At 72.2% G+C, this 26,989-nt stretch carries 12 protein-coding genes; 3 read left to right on the top strand and 9 right to left on the bottom strand.

The window, feature by feature from the left end:
• Positions 1 to 374: 374 nt before the first annotated feature.
• Complete coding sequence (locus ABD832_RS26350; protein ID WP_344900015.1) at positions 375 to 782, bottom strand: hypothetical protein; 408 nt, start codon at positions 780 to 782, stop codon at positions 375 to 377.
• A 1,653-nt stretch (positions 783 to 2,435) separates the two neighbouring features.
• On the opposite strand from ABD832_RS26350, the gene ABD832_RS26355 reads away from it, so the two are divergent.
• On the top strand, positions 2,436 to 3,836 hold the full coding sequence (locus tag ABD832_RS26355) for an ATP-binding protein (RefSeq protein ID WP_344900017.1): 1,401 nt from the start codon (positions 2,436 to 2,438) through the stop codon (positions 3,834 to 3,836).
• On the opposite strand, the gene ABD832_RS26360 is transcribed toward ABD832_RS26355, so the two are convergent.
• Complete coding sequence (locus ABD832_RS26360; RefSeq protein ID WP_344900019.1) at positions 3,794 to 5,758, bottom strand: acyl-CoA dehydrogenase family protein; 1,965 nt, start codon at positions 5,756 to 5,758, stop codon at positions 3,794 to 3,796. The genes ABD832_RS26355 and ABD832_RS26360 overlap by 43 nt on opposite strands.
• A complete protein-coding gene (locus ABD832_RS26365) occupies positions 5,755 to 6,099 on the bottom strand; it encodes a phosphopantetheine-binding protein (RefSeq protein ID WP_344900021.1) in 345 nt (114 codons plus the stop codon). The genes ABD832_RS26360 and ABD832_RS26365 overlap by 4 nt, the downstream gene beginning before the upstream one ends.
• A 163-nt stretch (positions 6,100 to 6,262) precedes the next feature.
• Here ABD832_RS26365 and ABD832_RS26370 point away from each other — a divergent pair, with 163 nt between their 5' ends.
• A complete protein-coding gene (locus ABD832_RS26370; protein WP_344900023.1) occupies positions 6,263 to 7,060 on the top strand; it encodes a thioesterase II family protein in 798 nt (265 codons plus the stop codon).
• Positions 7,061 to 7,158: 98 nt separating this feature from the next.
• Here ABD832_RS26370 and ABD832_RS26375 read toward each other — a convergent pair whose 3' ends face one another.
• The 5 genes from ABD832_RS26375 to ABD832_RS26395 all read right to left on the bottom strand — a co-directional run bounded on the left by ABD832_RS26375 (position 7,159) and on the right by ABD832_RS26395 (position 23,652).
• Entirely contained in the window at positions 7,159 to 8,385 is a 1,227-nt protein-coding gene (locus ABD832_RS26375) for a cytochrome P450 (RefSeq protein WP_344900025.1), read from the bottom strand.
• Positions 8,386 to 8,558: 173 nt separating this feature from the next.
• Positions 8,559 to 9,323, bottom strand: coding sequence for an SDR family NAD(P)-dependent oxidoreductase (locus ABD832_RS26380; protein ID WP_344900027.1), 765 nt, complete (start codon positions 9,321 to 9,323; stop codon positions 8,559 to 8,561).
• Positions 9,324 to 9,418: 95 nt separating this feature from the next.
• Complete coding sequence (gene gntD, locus ABD832_RS26385; RefSeq protein WP_344900029.1) at positions 9,419 to 10,432, bottom strand: guanitoxin biosynthesis L-enduracididine beta-hydroxylase GntD; 1,014 nt, start codon at positions 10,430 to 10,432, stop codon at positions 9,419 to 9,421.
• A gap of 237 nt (positions 10,433 to 10,669) precedes the next feature.
• Positions 10,670 to 17,191, bottom strand: a complete 6,522-nt coding sequence (locus ABD832_RS26390; protein WP_344900031.1) for an amino acid adenylation domain-containing protein — start codon at positions 17,189 to 17,191, stop codon at positions 10,670 to 10,672.
• Positions 17,188 to 23,652, bottom strand: a complete 6,465-nt coding sequence (locus ABD832_RS26395; protein ID WP_344900033.1) for an amino acid adenylation domain-containing protein — start codon at positions 23,650 to 23,652, stop codon at positions 17,188 to 17,190. Before ABD832_RS26395 ends, ABD832_RS26390 begins: the two co-directional genes overlap by 4 nt.
• 265 nt (positions 23,653 to 23,917) lie before the next feature.
• Between ABD832_RS26395 and ABD832_RS26400 the strand changes: the two genes are divergently transcribed.
• On the top strand, positions 23,918 to 25,579 hold the full coding sequence (locus tag ABD832_RS26400) for an AMP-binding protein (RefSeq protein ID WP_344900035.1): 1,662 nt from the start codon (positions 23,918 to 23,920) through the stop codon (positions 25,577 to 25,579).
• A 354-nt stretch (positions 25,580 to 25,933) separates the two neighbouring features.
• Here ABD832_RS26400 and ABD832_RS26405 read toward each other — a convergent pair whose 3' ends face one another.
• Positions 25,934 to 26,980 carry a diiron oxygenase gene (locus tag ABD832_RS26405; protein ID WP_344900037.1) on the bottom strand — a complete coding sequence of 349 codons (1,047 nt, stop codon included), beginning with the start codon at positions 26,978 to 26,980 and terminating at the stop codon, positions 25,934 to 25,936.
• Positions 26,981 to 26,989 lie beyond the last annotated feature (9 nt).

Consider the following 26,989-nt stretch of genomic DNA (forward strand, 5'->3'; position numbering starts at 1 on the left):
GGCCATCAAGTCCTAATCGCTGCAACGTCGGTTTTTCCACCATTCTGCGTCCCCGTTTGTTCCAGTGCCCCTACTACCGCTGACACGCACCTGATCATGAATCAGTCGATCGACACCACATGGCCGAACGCCGAGCCGGTCCGTGACGGCCCATGAAGGCCCGTGAAGGCGCGGTGTGCGGACCGCTCCCTCGGCCGGACGGCCGCCGATCCGGCACGGCCGGTACCGGAATTTCGTCACCCTCGCCCGGCCTGTCACCTTCCTGCCCGGACCTGCCGCCCTCCGGCCCGGACCTGCCGCGCGATCGGGCGGTCCGTCGTGATCGGGCGGGGACGAGCCCCATGTTCTCCGTACGCCGGAGCCGGCGGGCCGTGTCACGCCGTCATGGGCTTCATCGGCCGTTCACCGGAAAGCCGTCCGGCAGAGGACGCGCGTTTCCCGATGACATGTATTCCACGGGTTCGCGGGTCCCCGCCGATGTGCCGGGCGGTGAATCGACGTGTTTCCACGCGCGTATCGGGCGGCCGATGACGCGTGAACTCCTCTTCGGATTCCCCGGAAAAGAACATGGCGATCACATTGTCGGGAGATCTTCCTGTCCGTGCCGCCCGGCTTCCGATATCGCGCCGGTCGGGTTTCTCGCTGGAATCGGCCCGGGAGCGTCGTTTCTCCCTGCCGGAATGAAAGGTCGCGTTCACCGGGAAAGGGGCGATCCGCGCGGCCGCCCGGATCGCCTCGGTGACGGCGGACCGGCCCGCTCCGGCCTGGACCTGGGACGACATCGGTCCCGCCGGGCGCACGAGCCGCCGCCCCGTCCCTCGCCGGACGGCCCTGACCGGCCGCGACGGCCCGGCGTGGCCTCGCCGCCCACGACCTCCGCCCGGGTCGCCGAACAGCCGATACATCTCCCAGGACCCCTGCCCGCATCGCCCCGTGGCCGGTACGGACCGGCCCTTCCATTCGCGGTGCCGTGGCACGAAGACCCCGAGAGGACGACACGTGACGACCACGGGAAAGTCGGCCCCCTCGGCGAAGACGAATGCACACCGCTCGCTTACCCCTTCTCTTTCGGGAGAGTAGCGCACATTTTTCGGTAAAGCACTCGTCCGATTCGTAACCGTGATCCGCGTTCCATCACGCGGTACCGCGCCCACTCCGCGATGCCTCATGGCCCGGTGTTCCCGATCCGGGGCGCCTTTCCTTACTCGTCCGCTCCGCGCGGGGCCCGGAAATCCGTCACGACCTGCCCGGGCGTCGCCCGGCCGCCCGGAAGGGCGTGCGGGCCTCGCCACCGGCACCGGGGGTGGCGCTTTCCTGCCTTCGGGGGCGCCGCCCGGGGTGGCACAGGAAAGGCGCGGGTCGTGCCCATGTCGCTATGTGACCGGACCGTGGCGCTGAGGCGCGCTCGTATTTACGCCCGCGTGACGATTGAAATCTAAACATTTCACCCGGATTTCCGTCCTGGAACGTGACAAGAACAAAGAGGGCCGTCGTCCCGGGCGGAGGCGACGGTGTTCTCCCAGGGAAGACGGCCCCCGAGGGCGGGCGAGCACCACCGCCGGCCGCTTGCAATTCTTTGGACCGCTACATTCGCGATCGTCGTCACCGGCCGGACGCGAAGGCTGTCGTTCCCGCGTCTCCCCGCATATCGGAGCGAGCGCTCCCCGCATATCGGAGCGAGCGCGCGCCCGGTCCGGCACTTCCCGGCGACCACGCGGTGAAAGGCGGGCGCCTCCGGGGACGCAGACCATTTCATCTCGATATCGGGCAGACCGAAAATACGATGACCGAAAATATTATGGTCTTCGAAACGCGGGTCGGGAACACCCGAGGATAAACGGCCCGATCGAATGCGGTGGTCACCGATATGTCCCGCCGCCATTCGGGCACCCGGGACGGATGCATTTCCGTGGAGAACGGACCGGGGCCCGAAAGGGGGTTCCTGACAGTGATGGACGGTGATCGGCCCGTCACTCCGGGCGGTTCCCCGGCTTTCGACACGGCACTTCTGGGCGATCGTCACAACCGGCTTGGGCGATCGTCACAGCTCGACGGGCCCAATCGTCACGCCTTCGGTACGGAAGCCGCGTCCCTGTCAATACACCCAAGGAAATTCATGCCGTGGATTAAGGCGTCCTGACACGCGTCGAGTGATCAAGTAATGACACTCCGATAACGGTCGGCAGCAAACGGCCAACCGTAGGTTCCTGCCAACTCCGTCACCTCCCACGAGAAGTCACCTTCGAATAGTCTGACCCTCGTGCATACGGGTCAGGCCCTAATGCACCGTCCACCAGGAACCATAGCGCTGTTCCGCAACGACGCGCACCCGTCAGCCTCTCTGACCGAAAGATGCGGAAATCGAATTTTCGCGACCGTTGCAAGTGCGCATATGGGTAACACGTGTCGTTCGCCAACGGGGGCAATTCATCGATATGTTGATTCCTGATTACATCTTTCCTTTCGACCGAGCGAACATCCACCAGCTGCGCGACTTCCTGCTCAACCAGCGGAAGATCGCCGGCTGGACCCAGGAGGAACTGGCCGAGCGCTCCGGGGTGAGCGTCCGGACCATCCGCAACCTGGAGACCGGCACCAACACCAATCCGCGTCGCAGCTCCGTGGCCCTGCTGCTCAAGGCACTGGGCACCGCAACCGCCTCGTTCGCGGAACCGTCCACCTGGGATCACGACCGGCCGAGGCTGCTGCGGCCCCATTCCGAGCCGCAGCAGTCGAACGCGCCGGGACTTCCACCCTGGCGGGGGCCCCATCCTCCGCACAATCCGCTGGTGGGGCGGCAGGCCGACATGGGGCACATCCTGGCCGCCGCCCAGCGCAACCGGCTCACCGTCCTGACCGGTCCGGGCGGCGTGGGGAAGACCCGCCTCGCCCTGACGGTGGCGGCCCGGCTGCGGCCGCTCTTCCTGGAGGGCGTGGCCACCGCGGAGCTGCACCACTGCCTGTCCGAACAGCTCGGACCCCGCGCGCAGGACGAGCTGACGTACCTCGTCCGGGAGATGATCGGCGCGGACACCTGGCTCGACGGCGAGGCGCAGGCCGGGCGGCGGCTGCTGATCCTGGACGGCGCCGAGCACGTCCCCCACCAGACGGTGCACCTCGCGCGACGGCTGCTCGACGAGTACCCGGGCCTGCACATCCTGGTCACCTCGCGCCGCATGCTGACCATCGGCGAGGCCGAGACCTGGGAGGTCGAGCCGCTCCCGGTCGACGACCACGACTTCCACAACGGGTCCATGGCGGCCGCGGTGGAGCTCTTCCTGCGCCGCACGCAGGCCAGCCTGCCGACCCTGGACCTGGGCAACCACCTGCCGCTCGTCACCAAGCTGTGCCGGCTCCTCGACGGCATGCCGCTGGCCATAGAGATCGCGGCACGGCGGCTCAGGACGCTGCCGCTCACCTCTCTCCTCCAGGAGGACACGCTCTTCCATCTGCTCGGCAAGACCGACGCCAGCGACCTGTCCCGGCACCGCACGCTGTCCGACAGTGTGCGGTGGAGCTACGACCTGCTCAGCCCCCCGCACCGCGAGCTGCTCCACGAGCTCGTCGCGATGCCGGACACGTTCTCGCTGGAGGAGGCGCTGGCCACCCGGCCGAACGGCTCGGAGCGGTCGCGCGTCGCCCAGCTCCTGGCCGAGCTCGCCGAGGCCTCGCTCATCCAGATCAGGCGCGGGCAGCAGTACAGGTACCGCATCTACGCGGTGGTGCGGCACTTCGTCGCCCAGCTGGAGAGACGCGGAACCTCGGGCCCGGACTGGTCACTGGGCAACGACGACTACTGCCTCGCCGTGGACGGCGCCTGGCGCCCCGCCATCTGACACGGCGACGTCCGGGGGGACGTCGCCGGGCGGGGCGCCCGAGGCGATCGGAACGACGACGGGACCGGCAAGAACGACGAGAACGATGAGAAGACCGGAACGACCGTGGAGGTGACGGGGACGGCCGTGCGGGCGGCGGGAACGACGGCGGAGCACCGGGCACCCGCCCGGCTCAGCCCCCCCGCCGCCCCGGCCGCGGCCCTGACGGTACGGAGCGAGAAGTACTCCGGGCCGTCGAGGCCGGACAGGACGAGCGTCTCCAGCCGTGACAGGTGGCCCTCGTCGAGCTCGACCGTCCGGTCCAGCCGCTGCAGCAGCCGCTGCAGGACCAGCACCAGCCAGCCGGTGCCGCCCTCCGAGGCGCGTTCCCCCTCGAAGGAGTACAGCCAGGTGTACAGGCAGGACGCCGCGGCGTGGTGGACGCAGTGCTCCGCGGCCAGGTCCTGCGCCCGGGTCGACGCCGCGTCGACGTAGTCCTCGGCGAGCCGCGCGTAGAAGGTCGTCCGGCGGGCGGAGAACTCCCCGATGACCTTGACGAGCGCGTCGGCCTCCGACGCCGGGAGCTCACGCTCGGCGATCTCGCAGGCCTCGGCGGCGGCCGGGTCCCAGCCCCGGGTGATCTCGTCCTCGCTGCCGTTGGTCAGCCGCAGCGACCGGCCCGCGGGGTGCCACACGGGCGCCTCCTCGGAGAGGTCGAACAACTGCCGCAGCACCTCCTGCCCACCGGCCGGCGGGCGGGCGGCCAGCCGGGCCACCGCGGGCAGCTGCACGGCGATGTTGTGCAGGTTGACGTGGGTGGTCCCCTCGAAGATGCTCGCGATCGCGTGGTCGCGCTGGAGCTTCTGGAAGATCCCCGAGGCCACCCCCTCCCGCAGGTAGCTGCGCGCTCCCAGGACCCGGGCGATCTCCTCCATGACCCCCTCGCCGAGCGTCGGCACGAGGTACTTGACGACGGAGGACCACAGGCTGAGCCGGGACGGCACGACCGAGAGCGAGCGCGCCACCGGCAGCGCCGTGCACTCGGCGATGAGCAGGTCCAGGTGCGCGTTCAGCAGGTGCCGCCGTACGACGGGGAGGTGGTAGATCTCCTTGCCGTACAGCCGCCGCTCGTGGGCGTAGCGCAGGGCGATCCGCAGGGCGGAGTCCATGGTGCCGATGGACAGCGCGCCGATGGCCGTGCGCGTTATCTGCAGCACCTGGAGGATCTCGACCAGGCCGGCGCCGCTGCGGCCGAGCATCACGTCGCCCGGCACCCGGGTGGCCTGGAAGGTGATCCCGCTGAGGTCGTGCCCGCGCAGCCCCACGGTCCGCACGAAGGGACGGTTGGTCCACGTCCCCTGCGTCAGGTGCTCCTTGTCGACCAGCAGCAGCGACGAGCCGCTGCCCTCGACGGCCGCGTAGACGATGACGAAGCGGCCCCGGGTGGCGTTGCCGACGGGCCACTTCTCGCCGGTGAGCAGGTACCCGTCGCCGTCCGGCACGGCCGTGGTCTCGTTGGTGCCCAGGTCGCTGCCGTGGTCGGGTTCGGAGACCGCGAAGCACGCGAGGTCGCCCCCGATGATGCCCTGCGCGACCCGCGCGCGCTGCTCCTCGTCGCCCCACAGCCACACCGGGTTGATGGCCAGCAGCGTCGAGCCGAACATCACCGCCACGGTCAGGTTGCGGCGCGACAACGAACGGGTCAGCAGGAACAGGTGCTCCAGGTTCCGCAGCCGGCCGCCGAACTCCTCGGGCACCAGGTACCGCGGGAACTCCCAGGATCTCAGCAGGTCCACCGCTCCCGGGGGCAGGGCGTCCCTCTCCTCGTGCTCCACGGTCTCGGCGTGGCTGAACGGGCCGGTGCCCGCGGCCGGGTCCCCCAGCGTCCGCTCCAGCTCCGCGACCAGCTCGTACGCCGGGCGCTCGGATCCGTGGCCGGTCACAGCGCGGGGCTGTCGACGCCGAAGCGGGCGAAGATGGAGGAGACGGTGTCGGCGTCGGGGTAGGTCCCCCGGCCCTCGCCCACCTCGGTGATGATCAGCCGGATCACGTCGCCGACGCGCTCCAGCTTCATGGCCTCCTCGGGACCCAGGGTCTCGAGCCCGAACAGCTCCTCCAGGTTGTAACCCAGCTCCGCGAGCACCAGGGAGTGGAAGCCGAGGTCACCGACGAGACGATGCTCCGGTTCGACCTGATCGACCTTGCGCGGTGCGATGAGCGAGACCAGGTTGGTCACCAGGGGGGCGACGACTTCGGCGCCGACGGCGGCAGGAGTGTGAGTCATGGCCTCGACGTTAGGCAGGGCCGCGCACCCGTCCCAGGCAACGGGCCCGGCAAGCGCACGGCAATTTTCGATCACCTGCCGCTCGGATTTCCGCGGGTGACCGCCCAAGTTGCCGCCCGGGTTGCCTGTCGTGGCCGGGGTGGGAGCGGTGAGGCTGGTCGCCATGAGCACAGCGGACGCCGTCGCGTCGGGCACGTCGAGGACCTGCTGGGTGAGCGCCCGGTTCGGCGTCGGACGTCCCCGGCTGAGACTGATCTGCTTTCCCCAGGCCGGGGGAAGCGCGGGCGCCTTCGGTCCCTGGCGGCAGTACCTGCCCCAGGGGGTCGAGCTGGTGCCGGTGGACCTGCCCGGACGCGGCTCGCGCATCGACGAGCCCGTGCCGGACGCGCTGGAGCCGCTGGTCGAGGCGCTCCTGACCGGCCTGCGCGACGAGTTCACCATGCCGTACGCCCTGTTCGGGCACAGCTTCGGCGCGGTCCTGGCGTACGAGCTGACGCTGCGGATCGAACGGCTGGGGCTGCGGCCCCCGAGCGCCCTGCTGGCCTCGGGATCGCGCGCGCCGCACCTGCCCCTGGACCGGGAGCCGGTCGCCGGCGGTGACGACGCCCAGCTGGTCGCCTGGCTGCAGAACGGCGACGGGCTGCCGCCCGAGCTGCTGGACTTCCCGGACTTCCTGCGGGACCTGCTGCGCGCGGTGCGCGGCGACATGGCGCTCGCGGAGGGCTACCGCATCCCGCGGCCGGTCCCGGTGAGCTGCCCGCTGTTCACCCTGGCGGGCGCCGAGGACCACGTCGCCACCGTGCCCCAGGTCGAGCCGTGGGCGGGCTACACCTCGTCCGCGCACCGGATGCGAGTGCTGCCCGGCGGCCACGCCTTCCCGCAGACGCATCCCGAGGCGACCCTCGCGGCCGTCCTCGGGGCCCTGACGGAGATCGGGGCCCTGGAGAAGGCGGAGCGGTAGCGGCCCGGCGCGCGTCCCCGACCCCGGCCCTGTCCCCCGACGCCGGCCCCGACCCCGGCCTCGACCCCGTCCCCGTCCGCGCCTGACGGGGACGGGTGTCACCTCCCGGTCAGGGTGACCGGGAGAGCCGACATGCCGCTCAGGAAGTTGGAGTAGACGTACCGCGGCGGGCCCGCCGGCTCGGCCACCGACACCAGCTCGCACAGGCTCTCCAGCAGGGCCGTCAGCTCGGCGCGGGCCAGGAACGCGCCCAGGCAGAAGTGCGGCCCGTGCGCGAACGACAGGTGCTTGTTCGGGCTGCGGGACAGGACGAAGTCGTCCGGGGCGTCGAAGACCCGCTCGTCGCGGTTGGCCGAGGCCATCCAGGTCGTGACGATCTCGCCCTCCTCCACGAACTGGTCGCCCAGGAAGGTGTCGTGGGTCGCGGTCCGCCCGCTGTGCAGGGCCGGGGTGGTCCAGCGCAGCACCTCCTCGACCGCCGGGGCCGTGCCCACCTCGCCGGAGGTGAGCGCCCGCCACTGGTCGGGCCGTTCCATGAGCGCCCGCAGACCACCGATCATCGACAGCCGGGTCGTCTCGTGACCGCCCATGATGATGCTGTAGCAGTTGAAGATGATCTCCTCGTGGGTGAGCGTGCGGCCGTCGACCTCCCTGGTCACCAGAAGGCTGACCACGTCGTCGTACGGCTTGCTGCGGCGCGAGGCCGCCAGCTCCGAGAAGTACAGCAGCAGGCCGTTGCGCGACAGCCAGGTCGACTCCTCGTCGGGGACGCCGTCCTCCGAGCCCAGCGCGGACGAGGTGAGCTCGATGATGTGCCCGCGGTCGGACGGCGGCACCCCGAGCAGGTCGCAGATCGCGGCGAGCGGGATGTGCGCGGCGACGTCGGCGGCGAAGTCCACCTCGCCCCGCTCCACGGCCTCCTCGACCAGCCGCCGGGTGCCGCGCCGCACGCTCTCGATCACGACCTCCAGGGACCGCGGCGAGAAGGGCTTGAGCAGGACGCTGCGCAACGCCTTGTGCGGGCGGCCGTCGGTGACGGCCAGCATGCGCCCGGCCGCGGAGTCGCCGCCCGCCAGCAGGGTGTCGAGCACGTTGCCGCGCTCGGAGGAGAAGGTCTCGGCGTCGCTGAGCACCGACACGACGTCGTCGTAGCCGGTCACCACCCAGAATCCGGGACGGCCTTCGGCCTCGGGGTGCCAGTGCACCGGGGCCTCGGCGCGCAGGCGGCGCCAGAACGACCCGAGGTCGTGGTGGGCGTGCAGGCGGGGATCGGTGAGATCCACCTCGTCGAGCGTGGCCGGGGTGAGCTCTGAGCGGGTGACCATGGTCGGCTTCCTCGGGCTCCGGGGGTTGACGGTGGAAGGGGCCGTTCCCGGCCGGGGCACCGGGCCAGTGACGGCCCGGTGCTCCGGCGGAGCGGGGACGGCCCGGTGTTCCGGGGGCGTGAGCGGCCCCGGGCTCCGGCCGGGGACGGCTGTTCCGGCCGGGCCGGGGCGGCTCAGTGCTTCGGCGGGCCGGGGAAGAAGGCGGTGGTCGCGCCGGCCGTCTCGGCGCCGTCCACCACGAACTGCTGGCCCGAGACGAACGACGCCCCGGGCGAGGCCAGGAAGTGGAAGACCTCCGCGATCTCCTCCGGGGAGGCGTGCCGGCGCGACGGGATGCGCTCGTTGACCTCCTCCAGCATGGCGTCGGTGTACTCGGCGCGCTGCATGGGGGTCAGGACGGCGCCCGGCGCGACGCAGGCGGTCCTGATGATCGGGCTCAGCTCGATGGCGAAGGTCTGGCAGAGCGAGGTCACGCCCGCCTTGCTGGCGTTGTAGTCCGCGTACAGCGGATAGCCGCGCATGCCGTTGACGGACGACGTGGCCAGCAGCACGCCCCCGCCCTGGTTCACCATGTGCGGCGTGGCGTGCCGCCAGAGGGCGAAGACCCCCATCAGGTTGACGTCCAGGGTCCGCCGCGCCTCGGCCTCGGTGATGTCGAGGATGCCGTGCCGGATGCTGATCCCGGCGTTGGCGATGACGACGTCGAGCCTGCCGCGCTCGGCCTGGACCCGGTCGACGGCGTCGCGGACGGCGGACCAGTCCGCGACGTCGACCTCGACCCAGGGGACGCGTCCGGCGTCCGCCGGGGTGCCGGCCGTCGTGTCCGGCGCGGGCGGGCGCACGTCGAAGTTGACCACGTGGTCGCCCGAGCGGGCGAACCGTTCGGCGACGGCGGCCCCGATGCCGCTGGACGCGCCGGACACGATGACCGTTCGCATGGTCGATGCCGCCTTTCCGAGAACGGGACTTTCCGAGAACAGCGCTTTCTGGGGACAGGGCTTCCGGGGAGCGGGTCTCCCGGGGGGACCCGCGTTCAGACGATGACGCGGTGGCTCTTGAGGGCATAGCCACTGAAGTTGCGGCGCAGGTTGCGGCTGACGGTGAGCTTCTTCAGCCACCGGTCGGTGCCGTCGTAGCGGGCGCTGAACGGCCTGCGGCCGTGCACCGCGCGGTAGTTGTCCACGATCAGCAGCGAGCCGGGGCCGACCGCGATGTCCTGCTGGACGCGCTGCAGCTCGGCCATCAGCCGGTCGAGGGCGGCGGCCGCCTCGGTGTCGCCGGAGCGCACGTCCATGAACGGCCGGTCGATGCGCAGGTAGGGGTTGAGCCGGTCACCGGACAGCACCGCGGTCGGCACGGGCCGGCGCACCATGCGGTACAGCTTCTCCAGCGCGGGGTGGCCGGGGAAGTGCTCCTCCAGCTGCCGGATGTGCTCGGTGTCCGGCAGGATGTGGAAGCGCTCCTCCGCCAGGACGTTCCGGTCGTGCTCGCTCAGCCGGATGTCGCGGACGGAGGCGATGATGGTCGGCACCCGGTCGGGGTTGCGCAGCCCGAACAGCAGCAGGTAGTCGCAGCGGTTGGGGTGGAAGCCGTCCTCGGTGTGGAACTCCAGCAGGCTCTCGCTGCCGTAGCCGCTCTGCCGCTGCTCCTCGCCCTGGATCGGCAGGATGTTCTGGATGATCCGGCCCTCCTGGAGGGTCTCCCAGCCGAACGGGTCGCCCAGCGCCATCCCGCACAGCGCCAGCCAGATCTCCTGGTCCCTGGCCGTGTCGCCGCGGATGGCCTCGCGCCAGTGGTCCGGGGTGGGGCCGAGCAGCGCGTCGTCCACCGGGAAGCCGTGTACCAGGCAGCCCGCGGCCCGTTCGCTCCTGCGGTAGGAGAGCAGGAAGCGGCGCAGCCCGGCGGGCAGCAGCTCCTCGGCCGGCAGGCCGCGGTCGTAGAAGCCCGGCAGGCCGGGTGCCTCGCCGACCTGTCCGAGCGCGTGGGCCGCGGCCCGCAGCTCCTCGACCTCCCCGGTGTCCAGGTGGTACTCCAGGGGCGTGTCCATGCCTCCGGGCGCAGCGGGAAGGTCAGGGTCGATCACGTCCCGGAGGGACGCGGGAAGTGTCTGAGGGATGTTCGGCATTCGGTGTCCTTACCGGGGGTCGTGACCGCTGGGGTCGTCCGTCGTTCGTTCCTGTGCGGCCCGCGCCGTACGGCCGGGCCGCGTGGTGGTGCTCCTTCGGACCGGCCGAGCAGGGTCCCGGCCGTGCTGGTCCGAAGGTCGTGCGGGGGAGGCCGGTGCTCAGACCGGCGCCTCCCAGCCCTCGGCGAACTCGGCGAGCTCGTCCTGGTCGAGGGTGATCAGGGGGATGTCGTGGCCGGCCGCCTCCGCGACCGGGTCCGGGGCCAGGTCCTTGACCGTCTCCGCGAGCGCGGCCACGGTCTTGTGGGTGAACACGTCGCGCGGGGCGATGTCCAGGCCCTCCTGGCGGGCCATGGTGACGAGCTTGATCGAGATGATCGAGTCGCCGCCGAGGTCGAAGAAGCTGTCGTCCACGCCGACCCGCTCCACGTCGAGGGCCCTGGCGAACAGGCCGCAGAGCAGTTCCTCGCGGGGGGTGCGGGGCGCCCGGCCGGTCGTGCCCGCGGTGAAGTCGGGCGCGGGCAGGCCGCCCCGGTCGAGCTTCCCGCTCGGCGTCACCGGCAGCCGGTCGAGGACGACCACGACGGCCGGCACCATGTAGTCGGGCAGCGCGTCGGCGGCGCGGGCGCGCAGCGCCGCCGGGTCGGGCCGGGTGCCGGGCACCGGGGCCGCGTACGCCACCAGCCTCCGCCGTCCGGGCTGGTCCTCCCGGACGACCACCACGGCCTGCGCGACCGCCGGGTCCTCGGCCAGCACGGCCTCGATCTCGCCGGGCTCGATCCGGAAGCCGCGCACCTTGACCTGCTGGTCGGCCCGGCCCAGGTACTCCAGGGTGCCGTCCGGGGTGCGGCGGGCGACGTCGCCGGAGCGGTACATCCGCGAGCCCGGCGGGCCGAACGGGTCGGCGACGAAGCGCTCCCCGGTGAGGGCGGCGCGGCGCAGGTAGCCGCGCGCGAGACCGTCACCGGCCAGGTAGAGCTCGCCGGGCGCGCCCGGCGGCACCGGGCGCAGCGCGCCGTCCAGCAGGTACACGCGGGCGTTGACCACGGGCTCGCCCAGCGGCGGGTTGACCCGGCCCGACAGCGGGCCGCTCATCGTCGCGATGACGGTCGTCTCGGTCGGGCCGTAGGCGTTGACCATGCGGCGCCCGGCCGACCAGCGTTCGACCAGGTCGGGCGGGCACGCCTCGCCGCCCACGACGAGCGTGACGCCCGGCGGCAGGCCGCCGTCGGGCATCACGGCGAGCGAGGACGGCGGGAGCAGCAGCGCGGTCACGCCGTACCGGGCCACCGTCCGGGCCAGGGCCGGTCCGGGAAGCAGCTCGTCGGCGGGCGCGGTGACCGCGGTCGCCCCGGTCAGCAGGGCGGTGGCCAGCTCCCACACCGAGGCGTCGAAGCTCGGGGAGGCGAACAGCAGCACCCGCTCGTCCGCGCGCAGGGCGAGCGCGTCGCGCTGCTGGTCGACCAGGGCGGCGAGGCCCACGTGGGAGACCTGCACCCCCTTGGGGCGTCCGGTGGATCCCGAGGTGTAGATCAGGTACGCGGTGTTCTCCGGCCGCAGCGGCGCCGTCCGGTCCTCGTCGGTCAGGTCCGCGTCGGACAGGCCGGCGGTGATGTCCGCCGCTCCCCCGAGCAGCGCGCCGGTGTCGGTTTCACCGGTGGCGGCGGCGGGGCCGTCCAGGCACAGCGTCCGGCCGGCGCCCGCCTCGGTCAGCGTCGGCACCGCCTCGGTGACGGTGAGGACGATGTCGGGCCGCGCGTCGCCGATGATGTGGCGCAACCGGTCCATCGGGTAGGCCAGGTCCAGCGGCAGGTAGGCGGCGCCCGCCTTGAGCACGGCCACGACGGCGAGGATGGAGCGCGCCGACTTCGGCATCGCGATGGCGACGATGCTCTCCGGGCCGACGCCGCGCGCCGCCAGTGCCCGCGCCAGCCGGTTGGCCTGCGCGTCGAGGTCGTCGTAGCGGACCCTCAGCGGGCCGTCGAGGATCGCGACGGCGTCGGGCCGGGCCAGCACCCGCTCCCGGAACAGCTCCGGGAAGGTCGTGCGGGGCAGGTCGCGGACCGGGCCGGTGGCCTTGGGGAGCCGTTCGCGCTCCTGCCGCGTGAGCAGGTCGATCCGGCCGAACGGCGTGGCCGGGGCCGTCACGAAGGTGTCGAGGACCGTGTGCACCCGGCCGAGCAGCGCGCCGGCCGCCTCGGCGGTGAACACGTCGCCCCGGTAGCTGAGTTCGAGGCTCAGCGACTCGCCGGGCACGACGACCAGGCTGAGCGGGTAGTGCGAGGCGCCCGGGGCGGGGTCGCCGTCCACCGAGATCCGCAGGCCCGGGACCTGTTCCTGGACCGCCTCGCCGTCGACCGGGGTGTTCTCGAACCCGATGACGGTGTCGAACAGCTCGCCCAGGCCCGCGATGCGCTGCACCTCGGCCAGGCCCAGGTGGCGGTACGGGCTCAGCTCGGCCTGCTCGGCCTGGACGTCGGCCAGGATGCGGTTCAGCGGCCGTGCCGGATCGAGCCGTACCCGGACCGCGACGGTGTTCATCAGCAGGCCGACGATCTCCTCCGCGCCGGGCAGCTCCGGCGGGCGTCCGGCGACCGTCGCGCCGAACACGACGTCGTCGCGGCCGAGCAGCTGGCCCAGCGCCACCGCCCAGGCGCCCTGGATCAGGGTGTTGAGCGTCAGGCCGGCCTCGCGGGCGGCGGTGGTGAGCGCCGTGGTCGAGGTGGTGTCGAGGCGCCGCGTGACCAGTTCCGGGATGACGGCCGTGGCGGCGTCGGCGTCCGGCGCGACCAGGGTCGGCTCGTCCAGGCCGGTCAGGGTCCCGGCCCACGCCTTGGCGGCCTCCTCGCCGTCCTGGCGGCCGAGCCAGTCGAGGAAGCCGGTGAAGGGCACGGGCGGGCGGCCGTCGTCGGCGCCGCCGCGGGCGTAGAGGGTGAACAGGTCGCGGAAGACGAGCGGCAGCGACCAGCCGTCCAGGATCATGTGGTGGTGCGTCACGAGCAGCAGGTGGTCGTCGTCGGCGAGCCGGACCAGGGTGACCCGCAGCAGGGGCGGGGTGGCCGGGTCGAAGCGGCGGACGCGGTCCTCGTCCAGCAGCCGGGCGAGCCGGCGCGCGCGCTCGTCCTCGTCCAGCGCGGACAGGTCGATCTCCTGCCAGGGCACGCGCACGTCCCCGGGGACGACCTGGACCGGACGGCCCGAGCTGAGCGACGTGAAGCAGGCGCGCAGCGCGGGGTGACGGGCCATGAGGGTGTCGAACGAGGTGCGCAGCACGGCCGGTGACAGCGAGCCGGCCAGCCTCAGGGGCCGCTGCGTGGTGTAGACGTCGACACCGTCGGCGGCCAGCAGCGCGTGGAAGTGCATGCCCTGCTGCAGCGGCGTCAGCGGCCAGACGTCGGTGTCGCCGGGCCCGTACGCGGTGACGAGCTCGGCCCTGTCGTCGTCGCCGAGCACGACCAGCGGCCCGGCGGGCACGGTGGGTGCGGTGGCCGTGCCGGGTGCGGCGCCGTCCCGCTCGCCGGTCTCCTGGACCGCCCGTGCCAGCCTGGCGATGGTCTTGTGGACGAAGACGTCCTTGGGCGTCAATGCCAGACCCGCGCGATGAGCGCGGGCGGCCAGCTGCATCGACACGATCGAGTCGCCACCCAGCTCGAAGAAGCTGTCGTCGACCCCGATCGTGTCGCGCCCCAGCACCCCGGCGAACATCTCGTGCAACAGGCGCTCACGATCGGTACTGGGAGCCCGATAAGCAGCCCCCACCCCGAACGACGGCGCCGGCAACGCCCGCCGATCCACCTTGCCGTTGGTCGTCAGCGCGAACGCCTCCACCACCATCACCACCGCCGGAACCATGTACTCCGGCAACACCCGCCCCACCCGCTCACGCAACGCCTCACCGTCGACCACGCCCCCGGGGGTGGAGCAGACGTAGGCCACGATGGACTGCGCGCCACCGGCACCCGAGGCGACCGTCACCACCGCCTGACCCACCGACGCGTCCGCCGCCAGCACCGCCTCGATCTCCCCCAGCTCGATCCGATGCCCACGCACCTTCACCTGGAAGTCCGAACGCCCGCTGTACTCCAGCAACCCATCGGCACGACGCCGACCCAGATCCCCGGTCCGATACATCCGCGCCCCGGGCGGGCCGAACACATCGGCCACGAACCGCTCACCCGTCAACCCCGGACGCCCCAGATACCCGCGCGCCACCCCGTCACCGGCGATGTACAACTCCCCCACCACCCCGGCCGGAACCGGCCGCAGAAAACCGTCCAGCACGTACACCCGGGCGTTGTCGGCCGGGGTGCCGATCGCGGTCCGCACGACGCCGTCGTCGTGGTGGAGCATCGCGTCGATGGTGCACTCGGCCGGGCCGTAGAGGTTGTAGAGCGACAGGCCCGGGACGGCGCGCAGCTCGTCCCACAGGTCGTCCCCGACCTCCTCGCCGCCGAGCGCGAGCACGCTCACCCGGTGCCGGTCGCCGTCGGCGAACATGCCCGCCGCCAGCATCTGCCGGGCGACCGACGGCGTGGTGTCGATGACGTCGATCCCCGCGCTCCGGGCGTGGCCGGTCATGGCCAGGGCGTCCTTGCGGACGGTGTCGTCGACGATGTGCAGTTCGTGCCCGGCGACCATCCACAGCAGCTGACTCCAGGAGGCGTCGAAGCCGAGCGAGTTGGTGAGCGCGGCACGCAGCGGCCTGCCGCCCGCCCTGTCCCGCTCGGGTTCGAAGAAGTTCGCCCGGTGGCTGTGGAACATGTTGACGAGGTTGCGGTGCTCGACGGCGACGCCCTTGGGGGTGCCGGTGGAGCCGGAGGTGTAGATCACGTACGCCAGGTGGGCGGGGAGCAGCGCGGTGAGGCGGTCTCCGTCGACGAGGTCGGTGGCGTCCTCGGGAAGCGTCTCCTTCTCCGCCAGCAGCGCCGGGACGCCGCCGGGGACGGCGTGCGCGGTCGCGTCGGCGGCCAGGACGAGGACGGGGTCGGCCTCGGCGCAGATCGCCGCGACGCGCTCGGCGGGGTGCTCGGCGTCGATCGGCAGGTATCCGGCCCCGGACTTCAGGACCGCCAGGATCGCCACGACCGCGTCGACGGTGCGGGGCAGGGCCACGCCGACGAGACGGCCCGGCCCGGCACCCCGGGCGACGAGCAGCCGGGCGAGCCGGTTGGCGTCCGCGTTGAGCCGCCCGAAGGACAGGCGGGCGGTGCCGTCCACGACGGCGATCGCGTCGGGGGTGGCGCGGGCCTGCGCCTCGAACAGGTCGGGCAGGGTCTGGGACGGGTGCGGGACGGGCCGTCCGCTGGAGACCCGCAGGATGTCGCGCTGCTCGGACGGGGAACGCAGCGGGAACCGTCCCGCCGGCAGCTCCGGCCGGGCCGCGATGTCCTCCAGCAGGGCGCACACCCGCTTCAGGACACCGGCCGCGGCGTCGGCGGTGTAGACGTCCTCGCGGTGGTTGAGCTCGAACCGCAGGCGCTCGCCCGGGTAGACGGCGAGGCTCAGCGGGTAGTGGGTGCCCTCCGGGGTGTCCTCGACGGCGTCGCGGAGGATGCCGACGGAGAGCCCGGCGACCTCGATCCCCTGGATGGACTCCTCGACCGGGAAGCTCTCGAAGGACAGCGTCGTGTCGAACAGCTCGCTGACGCCGAGGGCCCGGTGGATGTCGGCGAGCCCGAGGTACTGGTGGCCGAGCAGGTCGGTCTGCTCGGCCTGGATCCGCTCCAGCAGGGCGGAGACGCGCTCGTCAGGATCGACGCGTACCCGGGCGGGCACGGTGTTGAGCATCAGGCCCACCATGCGCTCGCTTCCGGGCAGCTCGGGCGGGCGGCCGGCGACGGTGTTGCCGAAGACGACGTCGTCCCGGCCGGTCAGCTCGGTCAGCAGCAGCGCCCACGCGGCCTGGACCAGGGTGTTCACGGTCAGCTCGCGGTCGCGGGCGGCGGCGGCGATCCGCGCCGTGACGTCCTCGGGCAGTTCCGCGACCAGGCGCTGCTGGCCGCGGTCGAGGACGTCGGTGCCGGTCTCGCCCGCCACCAGCGTCGCACCCTCGACGCCGTACAGAGCGGCCCGCCAGACGCGTTCGGCGTTCTCGCGGTCCTGCTGGGAGAGCCAGCCGAGGTAGTCGGCGAACTGGACCGCCGGCTCCAGGTGCTCGGCGGTGCCGCCGTCCCGGTAGATGCGGAACAGGTCGCCGAAGACCAGCGGCAGCGACCAGCCGTCCAGCAGGATGTGGTGGTTGGTGAGGACCAGGACGTGCCGGTCGGCCGCGAGCCGTACCAGCGTGAACCGCATCAGCGGTGGCTTGGTCATGTCGAAGCGGCGGGAGCGGTCCTGGGTCAGCAGCCGCGCGAGCCGCACCCGCCGCTCGTCCGGGCCGAAGCCGGAGAGGTCGATCTCCTCCCAGGGCGTCCTGACCGTACGGGCGACGGCCTGGATGGGCTCGCCCGAGCGGCGCCGCAGGAATGCCGCGCGCAGGATCGCGTAGCGGGCCAGCAGCGCGTCGCACGAGCCGCGGAGCACGTCGACGTCGAGGTCGCCGACCATTTCCAGGGGCGTCTGCACGTTGTAGAAGTCGACGTGCTCGCCGTCGGTGCTCCCGCCGTCGTAGAGGGCGTGGAAGAGGATGCCCTGCTGCAGCGGGGACAGGGGCAGAACTTCTTCGAGGGACGTCTGTCTCACAGTGATGTCTCCCACTGGGCTTCGAGCTCGTCGAGTTCTTGCGGATCGATCTCCACCAGGGTTTCGGCGCGGGGCGCCTCGGCGATCTCCGCCGGGTCGATGTCCTGGGCCACCTGGGCGAGCATGGCGATGGTCTTGTGGACGAAGACGTCCTTGGGCGTCAGCGCCAGGCCCGCGCGATGAGCGCGGGCGGCCAGCTGCATCGACACGATCGAGTCGCCACCCAGCTCGAAGAAGCTGTCGTCGACCCCGATCGTGTCGCGCCCCAGCACCCCGGCGAACATCTCGTGCAACAGGCGCTCACGATCGGTACTGGGAGCACGATAAGCAGCCCCCACCCCGAACGACGGCGCCGGCAACGCCCGCCGATCCACCTTGCCGTTGGTGGTCAGCGCGAACGCCTCCACCACCATCACCACCGCCGGCACCATGTACTCCGGCAACACCCGCCCCACCCGCTCACGCAACGCCTCAGCGTCGACCGTGCCACCGGAAGCCGGGGAGACGTAGGCGACGATGGACTGCGCGCCACCGGCACCCGAGGCGACCGTCACCACCGCTTGGCCCACCGACGCGTCCGCCGCCAGCACCGCCTCGATCTCCCCCAGCTCGATCCGATGCCCACGCACCTTCACCTGGAAGTCCGAACGCCCGCTGTACTCCAGCAACCCATCGGCACGACGCCGCCCCAGATCCCCGGTCCGATACATCCGCGCCCCGGGCGGGCCGAACACATCGGCCACGAACCGCTCACCCGTCAACCCCGGACGCCCCAGATACCCGCGCGCCACCCCGTCACCGGCGATGTACAACTCCCCCACCACCCCGGCCGGAACCGGCCGCAGAAAACCGTCCAGCACGTACACCCGCAGGTTGGCCAGGGGGGTCCCGACCGGTACGGCGCCGGGGTTCTCACCGGGCCGCGCCGGGCCGGTGGTCGTGTAGATGGACACCTCGGTGGGGCCGTACTGGTTGTACAGCTCCACGCCGACGGTGGCGTGGAAGCGGTCGGCCAGCGGGCCGCCGAGCTGCTCGCCGCCGACGAACACCTGTCTGAGGGCGTCGCACCGGTCGCTGCCCGGTTCCCGCAGGAACACCTCCATCGTGGAGGGCACGAACTGGGCGATCGTGACGCGCTCCTCGCGGATCAGCGCGGGCAGGTACCCGGGGGCCTCGGCGCCGTCGGGCCGTGCCACGACCACGGTGGCACCGTGCAGCAACGGCCAGAAGATCTCCCACACCGACGGGTCGAAGCTGAGCGAGGTGCGCTGCAGCACCCGGTCCTCGGCGGTGATCGGGTGCCGGTGCTGCATGCCGGCCAGGTAGTTGAGGATGCCCGCGTGGGTGACGACGATGCCCTTGGGCCGTCCGGTCGAGCCGGAGGTGTACACCACGTACGCGGGGTGTGCGGGCAGCAGGGACGGTGTCCCGTGCACGGCCTCGGCGGACTCGGCCGCCGCGTCCGCCTCCTGGAGGAAGCCCTCGTCGACGACGAACACCGGCCGGGCGTCGTCGAGCATGTGCCTGATCCGCTCGGCCGGGTACTCCGGGTCGACCGGCAGGTAGGCCGCGCCGGTCTTGTGGATCGCGAGCAGCGCGACGAACAGCCCGATGGAGCGGCGCAGCGAGACCGCGACGACCTGCGCGGGTCCCGCGCCCTTGGCGGCCAGCACCCCGGCCAGCCGCGCGGCGCGGTCGTCCAGCTCGGCGTAGCCGATCCGCTCGCCGTCGCAGACCACCGCCACCGCGTCCGGGGTACGCCGCACCTGCGCCGCGAAGAGCGCGGGCAGGGTGGCGGGCGGCACGGCGAGCGCGGTGTCGTTGACCTCGTGCACCAGGCTGCGCCGTTCGGCCTCGGTGAGGGACGGCATCCGGCCGACCGGCCGGCGCGGGTCCTCGGCGAAGGTCTCCAGGACGAGCCGGAGGCGGGTGGCGAAGCTCTCGGCGGCGTCGTCGCCGAACAGGTCGCCCCGGTAGGTCAGCTCCAGGCGCAGCCGCTCGCCGGGCACCGCGGAGAGGCTGAGCGGGTAGTGCGTGCCGCCGGTGGGGTCGGACTCCTCGACGGTGATGCCCAGGTCGTTCGCGTGGCGGCCGATCTCCGCGCGGTCGATCGGGGCGTTGCCGAAGACGACGGAGGTGTCGAACAGCTCGGCCGTCCCGGCCAGGCGGTGCAGGTCCGGAAGGCTGAGGTGGTGGTGGTCGGCCAGCGCCATCTGGTCGTCCTGCGTCCGTGACAGCAGCTCCGCCAGGGGTTCCTCGGGAGCGACGCGGACCCGGACCGGGACGGTGTTCATCAGGAGCCCGACGATCTCGCCCATGCCCGCGAGCCGGGACGGCCTGCCCGAGACGGTGCTTCCGAAGACGACGTCCCGGCGGCCGGTGACGGTGTTCAGCAGCAGCGCCCAGGCTCCCTGGACGACGGTGTTCAGGGTCAGGCCCTGGGCGCGGGCCGTCCGTTCCAGGGCCGCGGTCAGGTCCTCGGGAAGCTCGGTGATCAGCAGCCGGGGCAGCGCGCCGCCCTCGCCGGAGCCTCCGGGCGCCACCAGGGTGGGGCCGTCCAGATCGGCGAGCGCCGCGCTCCAGGCCCGCTCCGCCACGGTCCGGTCGCGACCGGCGACCCAGGAGAGGTAGGAGCGGAAGGGGACGGGAGCCGGCAGGTCCGTGTCGTCCCCCCGGTGGTAGAGCGCGAGCAGGTCCCGCAGCAGCAGCGGCAGCGACCAGCCGTCGAACAGGATGTGGTGGGCCGACAGGACCAACAGGTGGCGCTCGTCCTCCAGGCGGACCAGGAAGAAGCGCATCAGCGGCGGCGAGGCCATGTCGAAGCGGGTCTGCTTGTCCCGCGCGAGCAGTTCGGCCAGCCGGGCGTCCTGCTCCTGCGCGGCGAAACCCCGTAGGTCGTACTCGTGCACGGGGACGTCCGCGTCCCGCACCAGGAGCTGGAGGGGTTCGCCGTCGTCGTTCTGGACGAAGGCGGCCCGCAGCGCGGAGTGCCGGCGGACGAGGGCCTGGCAGGCGTCGCGCATGGCGTCCGCCGCCAGGGGGCCCTGCAGCCCGAAGACCTTCTGCACGTTGTACACGTCGGCGCCGGTGCCGTCGCCGAACCAGGCGTGGAAGAGCATCCCCTTCTGCAGGGGGGCCAGGGGCAGCACGTCCTCCAGCCCGCCCGCGGCCTCCCAGTCGCGCTCCAGCCGCTCCCGCTCCCGTTCGGGCAGGGCGACCAGCTCGGTCTCCTCACCGGTGGTGCCCGAGGCGTCGGACGCGGCGGACCACTCGTCGAGGTGCGCGCACAGCTCGGCCACGGTCTTGTGGACGAACACCGCCTGGGGGGTGAGGGGGATGCCGGCGCGGGTGGCCCGGGACGCGAGCTGGACCGCGATGATCGAGTCGCCGCCCAGGTCGAAGAAGCTGTCGTGGATGCCCACCGCGGTGGCGCCGAGCAGGTCGCCGAACAGCTCGCACAGCCGCGTCTCCCGCTCGTTCCTGGGGACGCCGCTGTCGCGCGAGCCGGTGTACTCGGGTGCGGGCAGTGCGCGGTGGTCCAGCTTGCCGTTCGGCGTCAGCGGCATCTCGGGCAGGTGCACCACCGCGGCCGGGACCATGTGGTCGGGCAGCCGCCGCGCGACGAAGTCGCGCAGCGCCGCCGCGTCCGCCCGTCCCGCCTCGGCAGTGTCACTGGTGCCGGCCGTGTCGTCGGCGTCGGTGGCGCCGGTGGCGCCGGTCCGGGCGGGGACGACGTAGGCGACCAGCTGCCTGACCCCCGGCCGGTCCTCGCGGACGATCGCGACGGCCCGCTCCACGCCCGGTGCCCGCGCCAGGACGCTCTCGATCTCCCCCAGCTCGATGCGGAAGCCCCGCACCTTGACCTGGCGGTCGGCGCGGCCCAGGAACACCAGGCCGCCGTCCCCGGTCCACCGGGCCAGGTCGCCCGTCCGGTACATCCGCGTGCCGGGCGCGCCGAACGGGTCGGCGACGAACCGCTCCGCGGTGATCCCGGGACGGCCCAGGTAGCCCCGGGCGAGCCCGTCGCCGCTCAGGTAGATCTCGCCCGCGGCACCGGGCGGCACCGGCCGCAGCGCGGTGTCGAGCAGCCGGATCCGGGTGCCCGGGGTCGCGGTGCCCAGGGGAGGGACGACCTTCCCCGACAACCGCCCGGTCTGCAGGGCGATGACCGTCGACTCGCTGGGACCGTAGGCGTTGACCATGTGCCGGTCCCGCGACCAGCGCTCGACCAGGTCCGGCGAGCAGGCCTCGGCGCCCACGACCAGCGTGACGCCCTCCGGCAGCCCGTCCGGCGGCACGGCCGCGAGCGCGGACGGCGCGAGCAGCAGGCAGGTGACGCCCAGCTCGGCCACCAGGTCCGCCAGCGGGCGTCCGGGCGCCAGCCGTTCGGCCGGGGCGACGACCGCGGCCGCGCCGGTGAGCAGCGCCGTGCACAGCTCCCACACCGACGCGTCGAAGCTCGGCGACGAGAACTGCAGCACCCGCATGTCCGGGGTCACCGGCAGCAGGTGCGTCTGGAGGCGCAGCAGCGCGGCCAGGCCGGTGTGGGTGACGACGACGCCCTTGGGGCGGCCGGTCGAGCCGGAGGTGTAGATGACGTACGCCGGGTGCGCCGGACGCAGCGGTGCCAGGCGGTCGGTGTCGGTCAGGTCGGTGCCCGCGGGCTCCGGTGAGCTCCCCGGCGAGTCGGGGGCGCCGGTGTCGTCCAGGTACAGCCGCGGCACGCCCGGCGCCAGCGTCGCGTCGTCGGCGTCGCGCGTCGTCAGCAGGAGCAGCGGCGCGGTGTCGTCGAGCATCGCGGTGACCCGCGCTCGCGGGTAGTTCAGGTCGACCGGCAGGTAGGCCGCGCCCGCCTTCATCGCCGCGATGACCGCCGTCAGCGCGGCGGCGCCGCGCGGCAGGGCGACCGCCACCAGGCGCTCGGGGGCGGCACCGCGCTCGACGAGGACCCGCGCCAGCCGGTTGGCGCGGGCGTTGAGCACCGCGTAGCCGACGGAACCGGCGGTGGAGATCACCGCGGGGGCGTGCGGGGTGCGGCGGACCTGCTCCTCGAACATCTCCGGGAACGTCCGCGCGGCGACCGGCTCGGTGATCCCCGGGGTCCGGCCCGCGGCGAGCACCGCCTCGCGCTCGTCCGCCGTCACGACGTCCACCCGGCCGATCGGGGTCTCCGGCGGGGCGGCGAGGAACCGGGCGAGGAAGTCGGAGAAGCGGCGGTGGTGCGCGGCCAGCTCCCCGGCGGTGTAGCGGTCGGGGTTCGCCTCGAAGTCGATGCGCGTGCCCTGCCCGCCCGAGCCGGAATGGCAGGCGATGTTGAGGTCGGGGATGAGGCCGCCGGACAGGGCGGTCACGACCGCGCCGTGCCCGTCGAAGCGGGGCTCGATGCCGGACGGCATGATGTTGACCACCACGCCGAACAGCTGCTCGTTCGTGCCGAGGAGCCGCAGGTCGCGCCGGAGCTCGTCGTAGGGGTAGCGCTGGTGCGTCAGCAGCTCGCCGAGCCGCCGGGCGACGTGCCGGAGCAGCTCCGCCCGGCCGGCCGCGGGGTCGACGTGCAGCCGCAGCGGCAGCGTGTTCGACAGCATGCCGGGCACGTTCTGGGAGCGCGCGCCGAGCCGCGCGGTGACCGGGACGCCGATGGTCAGGTCGGCGGCGCCGGTCATCCCGTGCAGGTAGGCGGCGACCGCGGCGAGCATCACCACCGGCCACGAGGTGCGGACCTCGCGTCCGGCCGCGTACAGCTCCCGCATCCGGGCCTGTGACAACTCCCCGGTCGCGGTGATCGCCATCCCCGCGGCGCTCGTCGGCGTCCCCGGCGCCAGGCTGGCGGTCTCGGCGCGGTCGGCGAAGGTCCGGTTCCAGTACTCGCGGTCCTCGGCGTAGTGCTCCGAGGCGCGGTAGTCCGCCTCGTCGGCCAGCAGGTCCTCCAGCCGGCCCAGTGCCCCGTCCGCCGTGTCGGTCCCCGCGGTCAGCATCGCGTAGACATCGGCGATCCTGCGCGTGTGCAGCACCGAGCCGTAGCCGTCGGACAGGATGTGGTGGCTGCGCTGGTACCAGAAGTAGTGGTCGACGCCCACGCGCAGCAGCGCCTGCGCCGACAGCGTGCCGGTCAGCAGGTCGCGGGCGGTGGCGCGGTCGTTCTCGATCCAGGCGCGGGCCGCGGACTCGGGGTCCGGCTCGCCGCTGAGGTCGAGCTCGGTCCACGTCGAGCAGCCCGGCTCGACCGGCCGCTGGTAGAGGCCCTCGGCCCGCTCCACCAGCTCGACGTCGAAACTCCCGCTCTCCCCCTCGGTCTGGCGGACCGCGCGGAGCAACAGGTCGCCGTTCACCGGCCCCCGGATCTCCATGACGACCACCGTGTTGTAGGCGGGGTTGCCGGGGTCGAGCCGCTGGGCGAAGAACACTCCTCGCTGGGCGGCCGTCAGCGGAAGCAGGCCGTTCTCGGCGTCGCGTGAAGCCATGAGGTGGTAACCGCTCTCTCCGGGTACTCCGATGGGTCGAAAGCTCGAGTTTTCGCGACGATGCTGCATCGCCCGCTCGTCGCGTCACCAGGCAAATGACCGGCAATCACAATTGCTGGTGGAAATGCCGCTCGGTGGGGGGTGAGTTACCGGCCGTTTGCCTGGCGACCCCGGTGGACGTGCGGCGACGATTCGACGCGGCGGGCATGCCGCCGCGTCCCATACGCGCCGGGCGTGCAGTAGAACACCGGAGAGGACTAGGACGTTGCACATTCCAGACCGAGGCCTGCTCGAGTGGCTCGACGACCCGTCCACCGAGCGCGGCCTGTACTACGCGGACAGCGGTGACAGCTGGAACTTCTGGTCCTATCGCGACCTGACGGACCTGGTGCTGAGGACCGCCGCCGCGCTGCAGGCGGGCGGTGTCCGGCCGGGTGACGTGGTGGCGCTGGTGCAGCGCTCCAGCCCGGGGTTCGTGGCCGGGTTCTTCGGAGCGCTGGCCGCGGGCGCGACGCCCTGCTCCATCGCCCCGCCGTTCGCCTTCCAGCGGGCCGACGACTACGAGAAGCACGCCGCGCACCTGTTCGCGACCGCCCAGCCGCGTTTCACGATCAGCGACGACGAGTCGCTGGAACGGATCCGCAAGGTCACCGCCACGGCCGGCCTCGACGAGCCGGTGGTCTTCGAGCACCTCATCGACGGGGTCGAGCCGCTGGAGCGTCCGCTGCCGCTGCCGGAGACCGCGCTGCTGCAGTTCACGTCCGGATCGAGCGGCTTCTCGCGCGGGGTGCGGATCTCCTCCCGGGCGCTGCAGGACAACCTCACCGGGATGCGCCGCTGGCTGGAGTGGAAGCCGGAGCACCCCTGCAGCAGCTGGCTGCCGGTCCACCACGACATGGGCCTCATCGGCTGCCTGCTGAACTTCATCGTCACCGGCTGCGACGGATGGATGATGCAGCCGGACGACTTCATCCGCTCGCCGCTGCGGTTCCTGCGCTGCCTCAGCGACCGGCGCATCGTCAGGACCGCAATGCCCAACTTCGCCCTGGCGTACATCCAGCGCCGGGTCAAGCCGGCCGCCCTGGAGGGGTTCCGCTTCGACGCGCTGCAGTCGCTGATCATCGGTGCCGAGCGGATCTCCCCGCAGGTGCTGACGGACTTCCACGCCCTGCTGGAACCGTACGGTCTCCGGCGCGACGCCCTGCTGCCCGCGTACGGCGGCGCCGAGGCGACGCTCGCGGTGACGGGCCTGCCGCTGCGCGAGGGCTGGTCCGCGCACACGCCGGACGACGCCACCGCCGAGTCCTTCGGCGGGGCACCGGTGGTCGGCTGCGGCCGCCCGCTGGAGGGCCGGACGGTGAGGATCGTGTCGGAGGACGGCGAGGAGCTGCCGGACCGCAGCGTCGGCGAGATCGTCGTCACCGGCGTGTCGATCGCGAGCGGCTACGTCGGCGACCCCGGCTCCGCCTCCGGCACCAGCCTGGGGCAGGAGCTCAAGACCGGCGACGCGGGCTTCCTCCACGACGGGCAGCTCTTCGTGATCGGGCGTCTCGGCGACGGTCTCAAGGTCAACGGGCGGATGGTCTTCGCCGAGAGCCTGGAGACCATGCTGCACGAGCGGGGCATCCCCGAGCGCTGCCTGGCGGTCCTGCTCGGCCACCGCGAGGGCGTGCCGACCGGGGTGGCGGTGTTCGGCGGGGTGCAGCCCGGCTGGCGGACCATCGCCCACGAGGTCTTCACCGAGTGGCTCGGCGACGCCGAGCTCCTGACGGTCGAGCTGCCCCGGGGCGGCATCGCCGTGACCTCCAGCGGCAAGCCGCGCCGCCGGGTCATCTGGTCGGCCCTGTGCGCCGGCAAGCTCCCCGCGGAGGCCAAGCCCCTCGTGGCGGACCCCGTCGCGGAACCTGCCGCGGAACCCGTCGCGTAGCCCGTCACGGAATCCGTCGCGGACTGAGCGTGACCGCGGGAGACCGCGGTGGGCACGAGAAGGGAGGGCCGGAGCTTCCGGTCCTCCTTCTCGCATGGGCAGGGATCACCTTCCCTCCTCGCATGACAGGGACCGGTCCCCTTCTCGCATGAGCAGGGATCACCCTCACTTCTCGTATGAGGGAATCCCCCTCCTCGTACGAGAGGGACCGGCATCGGCCGCGAGCCCCGCGTCCAGGAGAAGGCGAAAGAGCCCGGGAGAACGCAAAAGAACGCGAAAGAGCCGTCCTGCCGGTCGACGGTCTCGTCGGCCGGCAGGACGGCTCTTCCCGGCGGGGGCGCGGCCCGCGCCGTCTCACCTGGCCCGCAGGGCCTCGGGACGTGCCAGCCTCTCCGACATCAGGAGCATGCGGATCCTGTCGGAGAGCAGGTCCAGCTGCCGCAGCACGTGGACGACCTGCTGGAACAGCAGCTGTCGGTAGGCGACCATCATCGGGTTGGTACGGGCGAAGTGCGTCCCCAGGGTGACGTCCAGCTCCATCCGCTCCCAGACCTCGTACAGCATGAAGCGGCGCGACATCAGGTGGATCGCCTCCATCAGGAAGTTCTCGCGGTCGCGCAGCTCGGCCGAGGAGGCCTCCTTGTACATGCCGGTGAGCGAGGTGACGCCGAAGGCGATGTGCCGGGCCTCGTCCACCGCGACCATCCGGGTGATCTGCCGGATGATCGGGTCGCCGAAGCCGCTGCTCGCGAGCCGGACCGCGGTGATGGCCAGCCCCTCCACGATCACCTGCATGCCGAGGTAGACGATGTCCCACTCCGACGTCGACAGCAGATCGCGCAGCAGCGTCTTCAGGCCCGGGTTGATCGGGTAGGACGTGCGCAGCTTCTCGTCGATGTAGCGCGCGAACGCCTCGACGTGCCGGGCCTCGTCGGCCACCTGCGAGGCGGCGTAGATCTTGGCGTCGATGTCGGGCACGGTCTCCACCAGCCGGGCGGTGGTCACCAGCGCGCCCTGCTCACCGTGCAGGAACTGGCTGACCATCCACGCCTGGTACTCCCAGCGGAACTGGTTGAGCAGCTCGCGCGGAACCGGGCTGCCCTCGCCGACGACGAAGGAGGCGAGGTTGACGCTCTGCTCCTCGGTCAGCTCGGAGCCGAACCTGACATCGTGACTCCAGTCGATGTCGGTGGTGGCGTTCCACTGCGAGACCTTGTTCTTCTCGTAGAGGTTCCACACCCGGCTCTCGCGGTGTCCGTAGTTCCAGTTCATGCAGGCCTGGAACATGGCGTCGACGTTCATCAGGTCGGCCTTGACCGCGTCGAGGGTGAACAGCGTCCGCGTGGACGCGTCGTCTCCCCTGGCGATCGTGTCGGACGCCTCGTCAGAAGTAGCGGTCATCGACTTGAG

This window comes from Streptosporangium longisporum (assembly GCF_039534895.1).
GTDB lineage: Bacteria > Actinomycetota > Actinomycetes > Streptosporangiales > Streptosporangiaceae > Streptosporangium > Streptosporangium longisporum.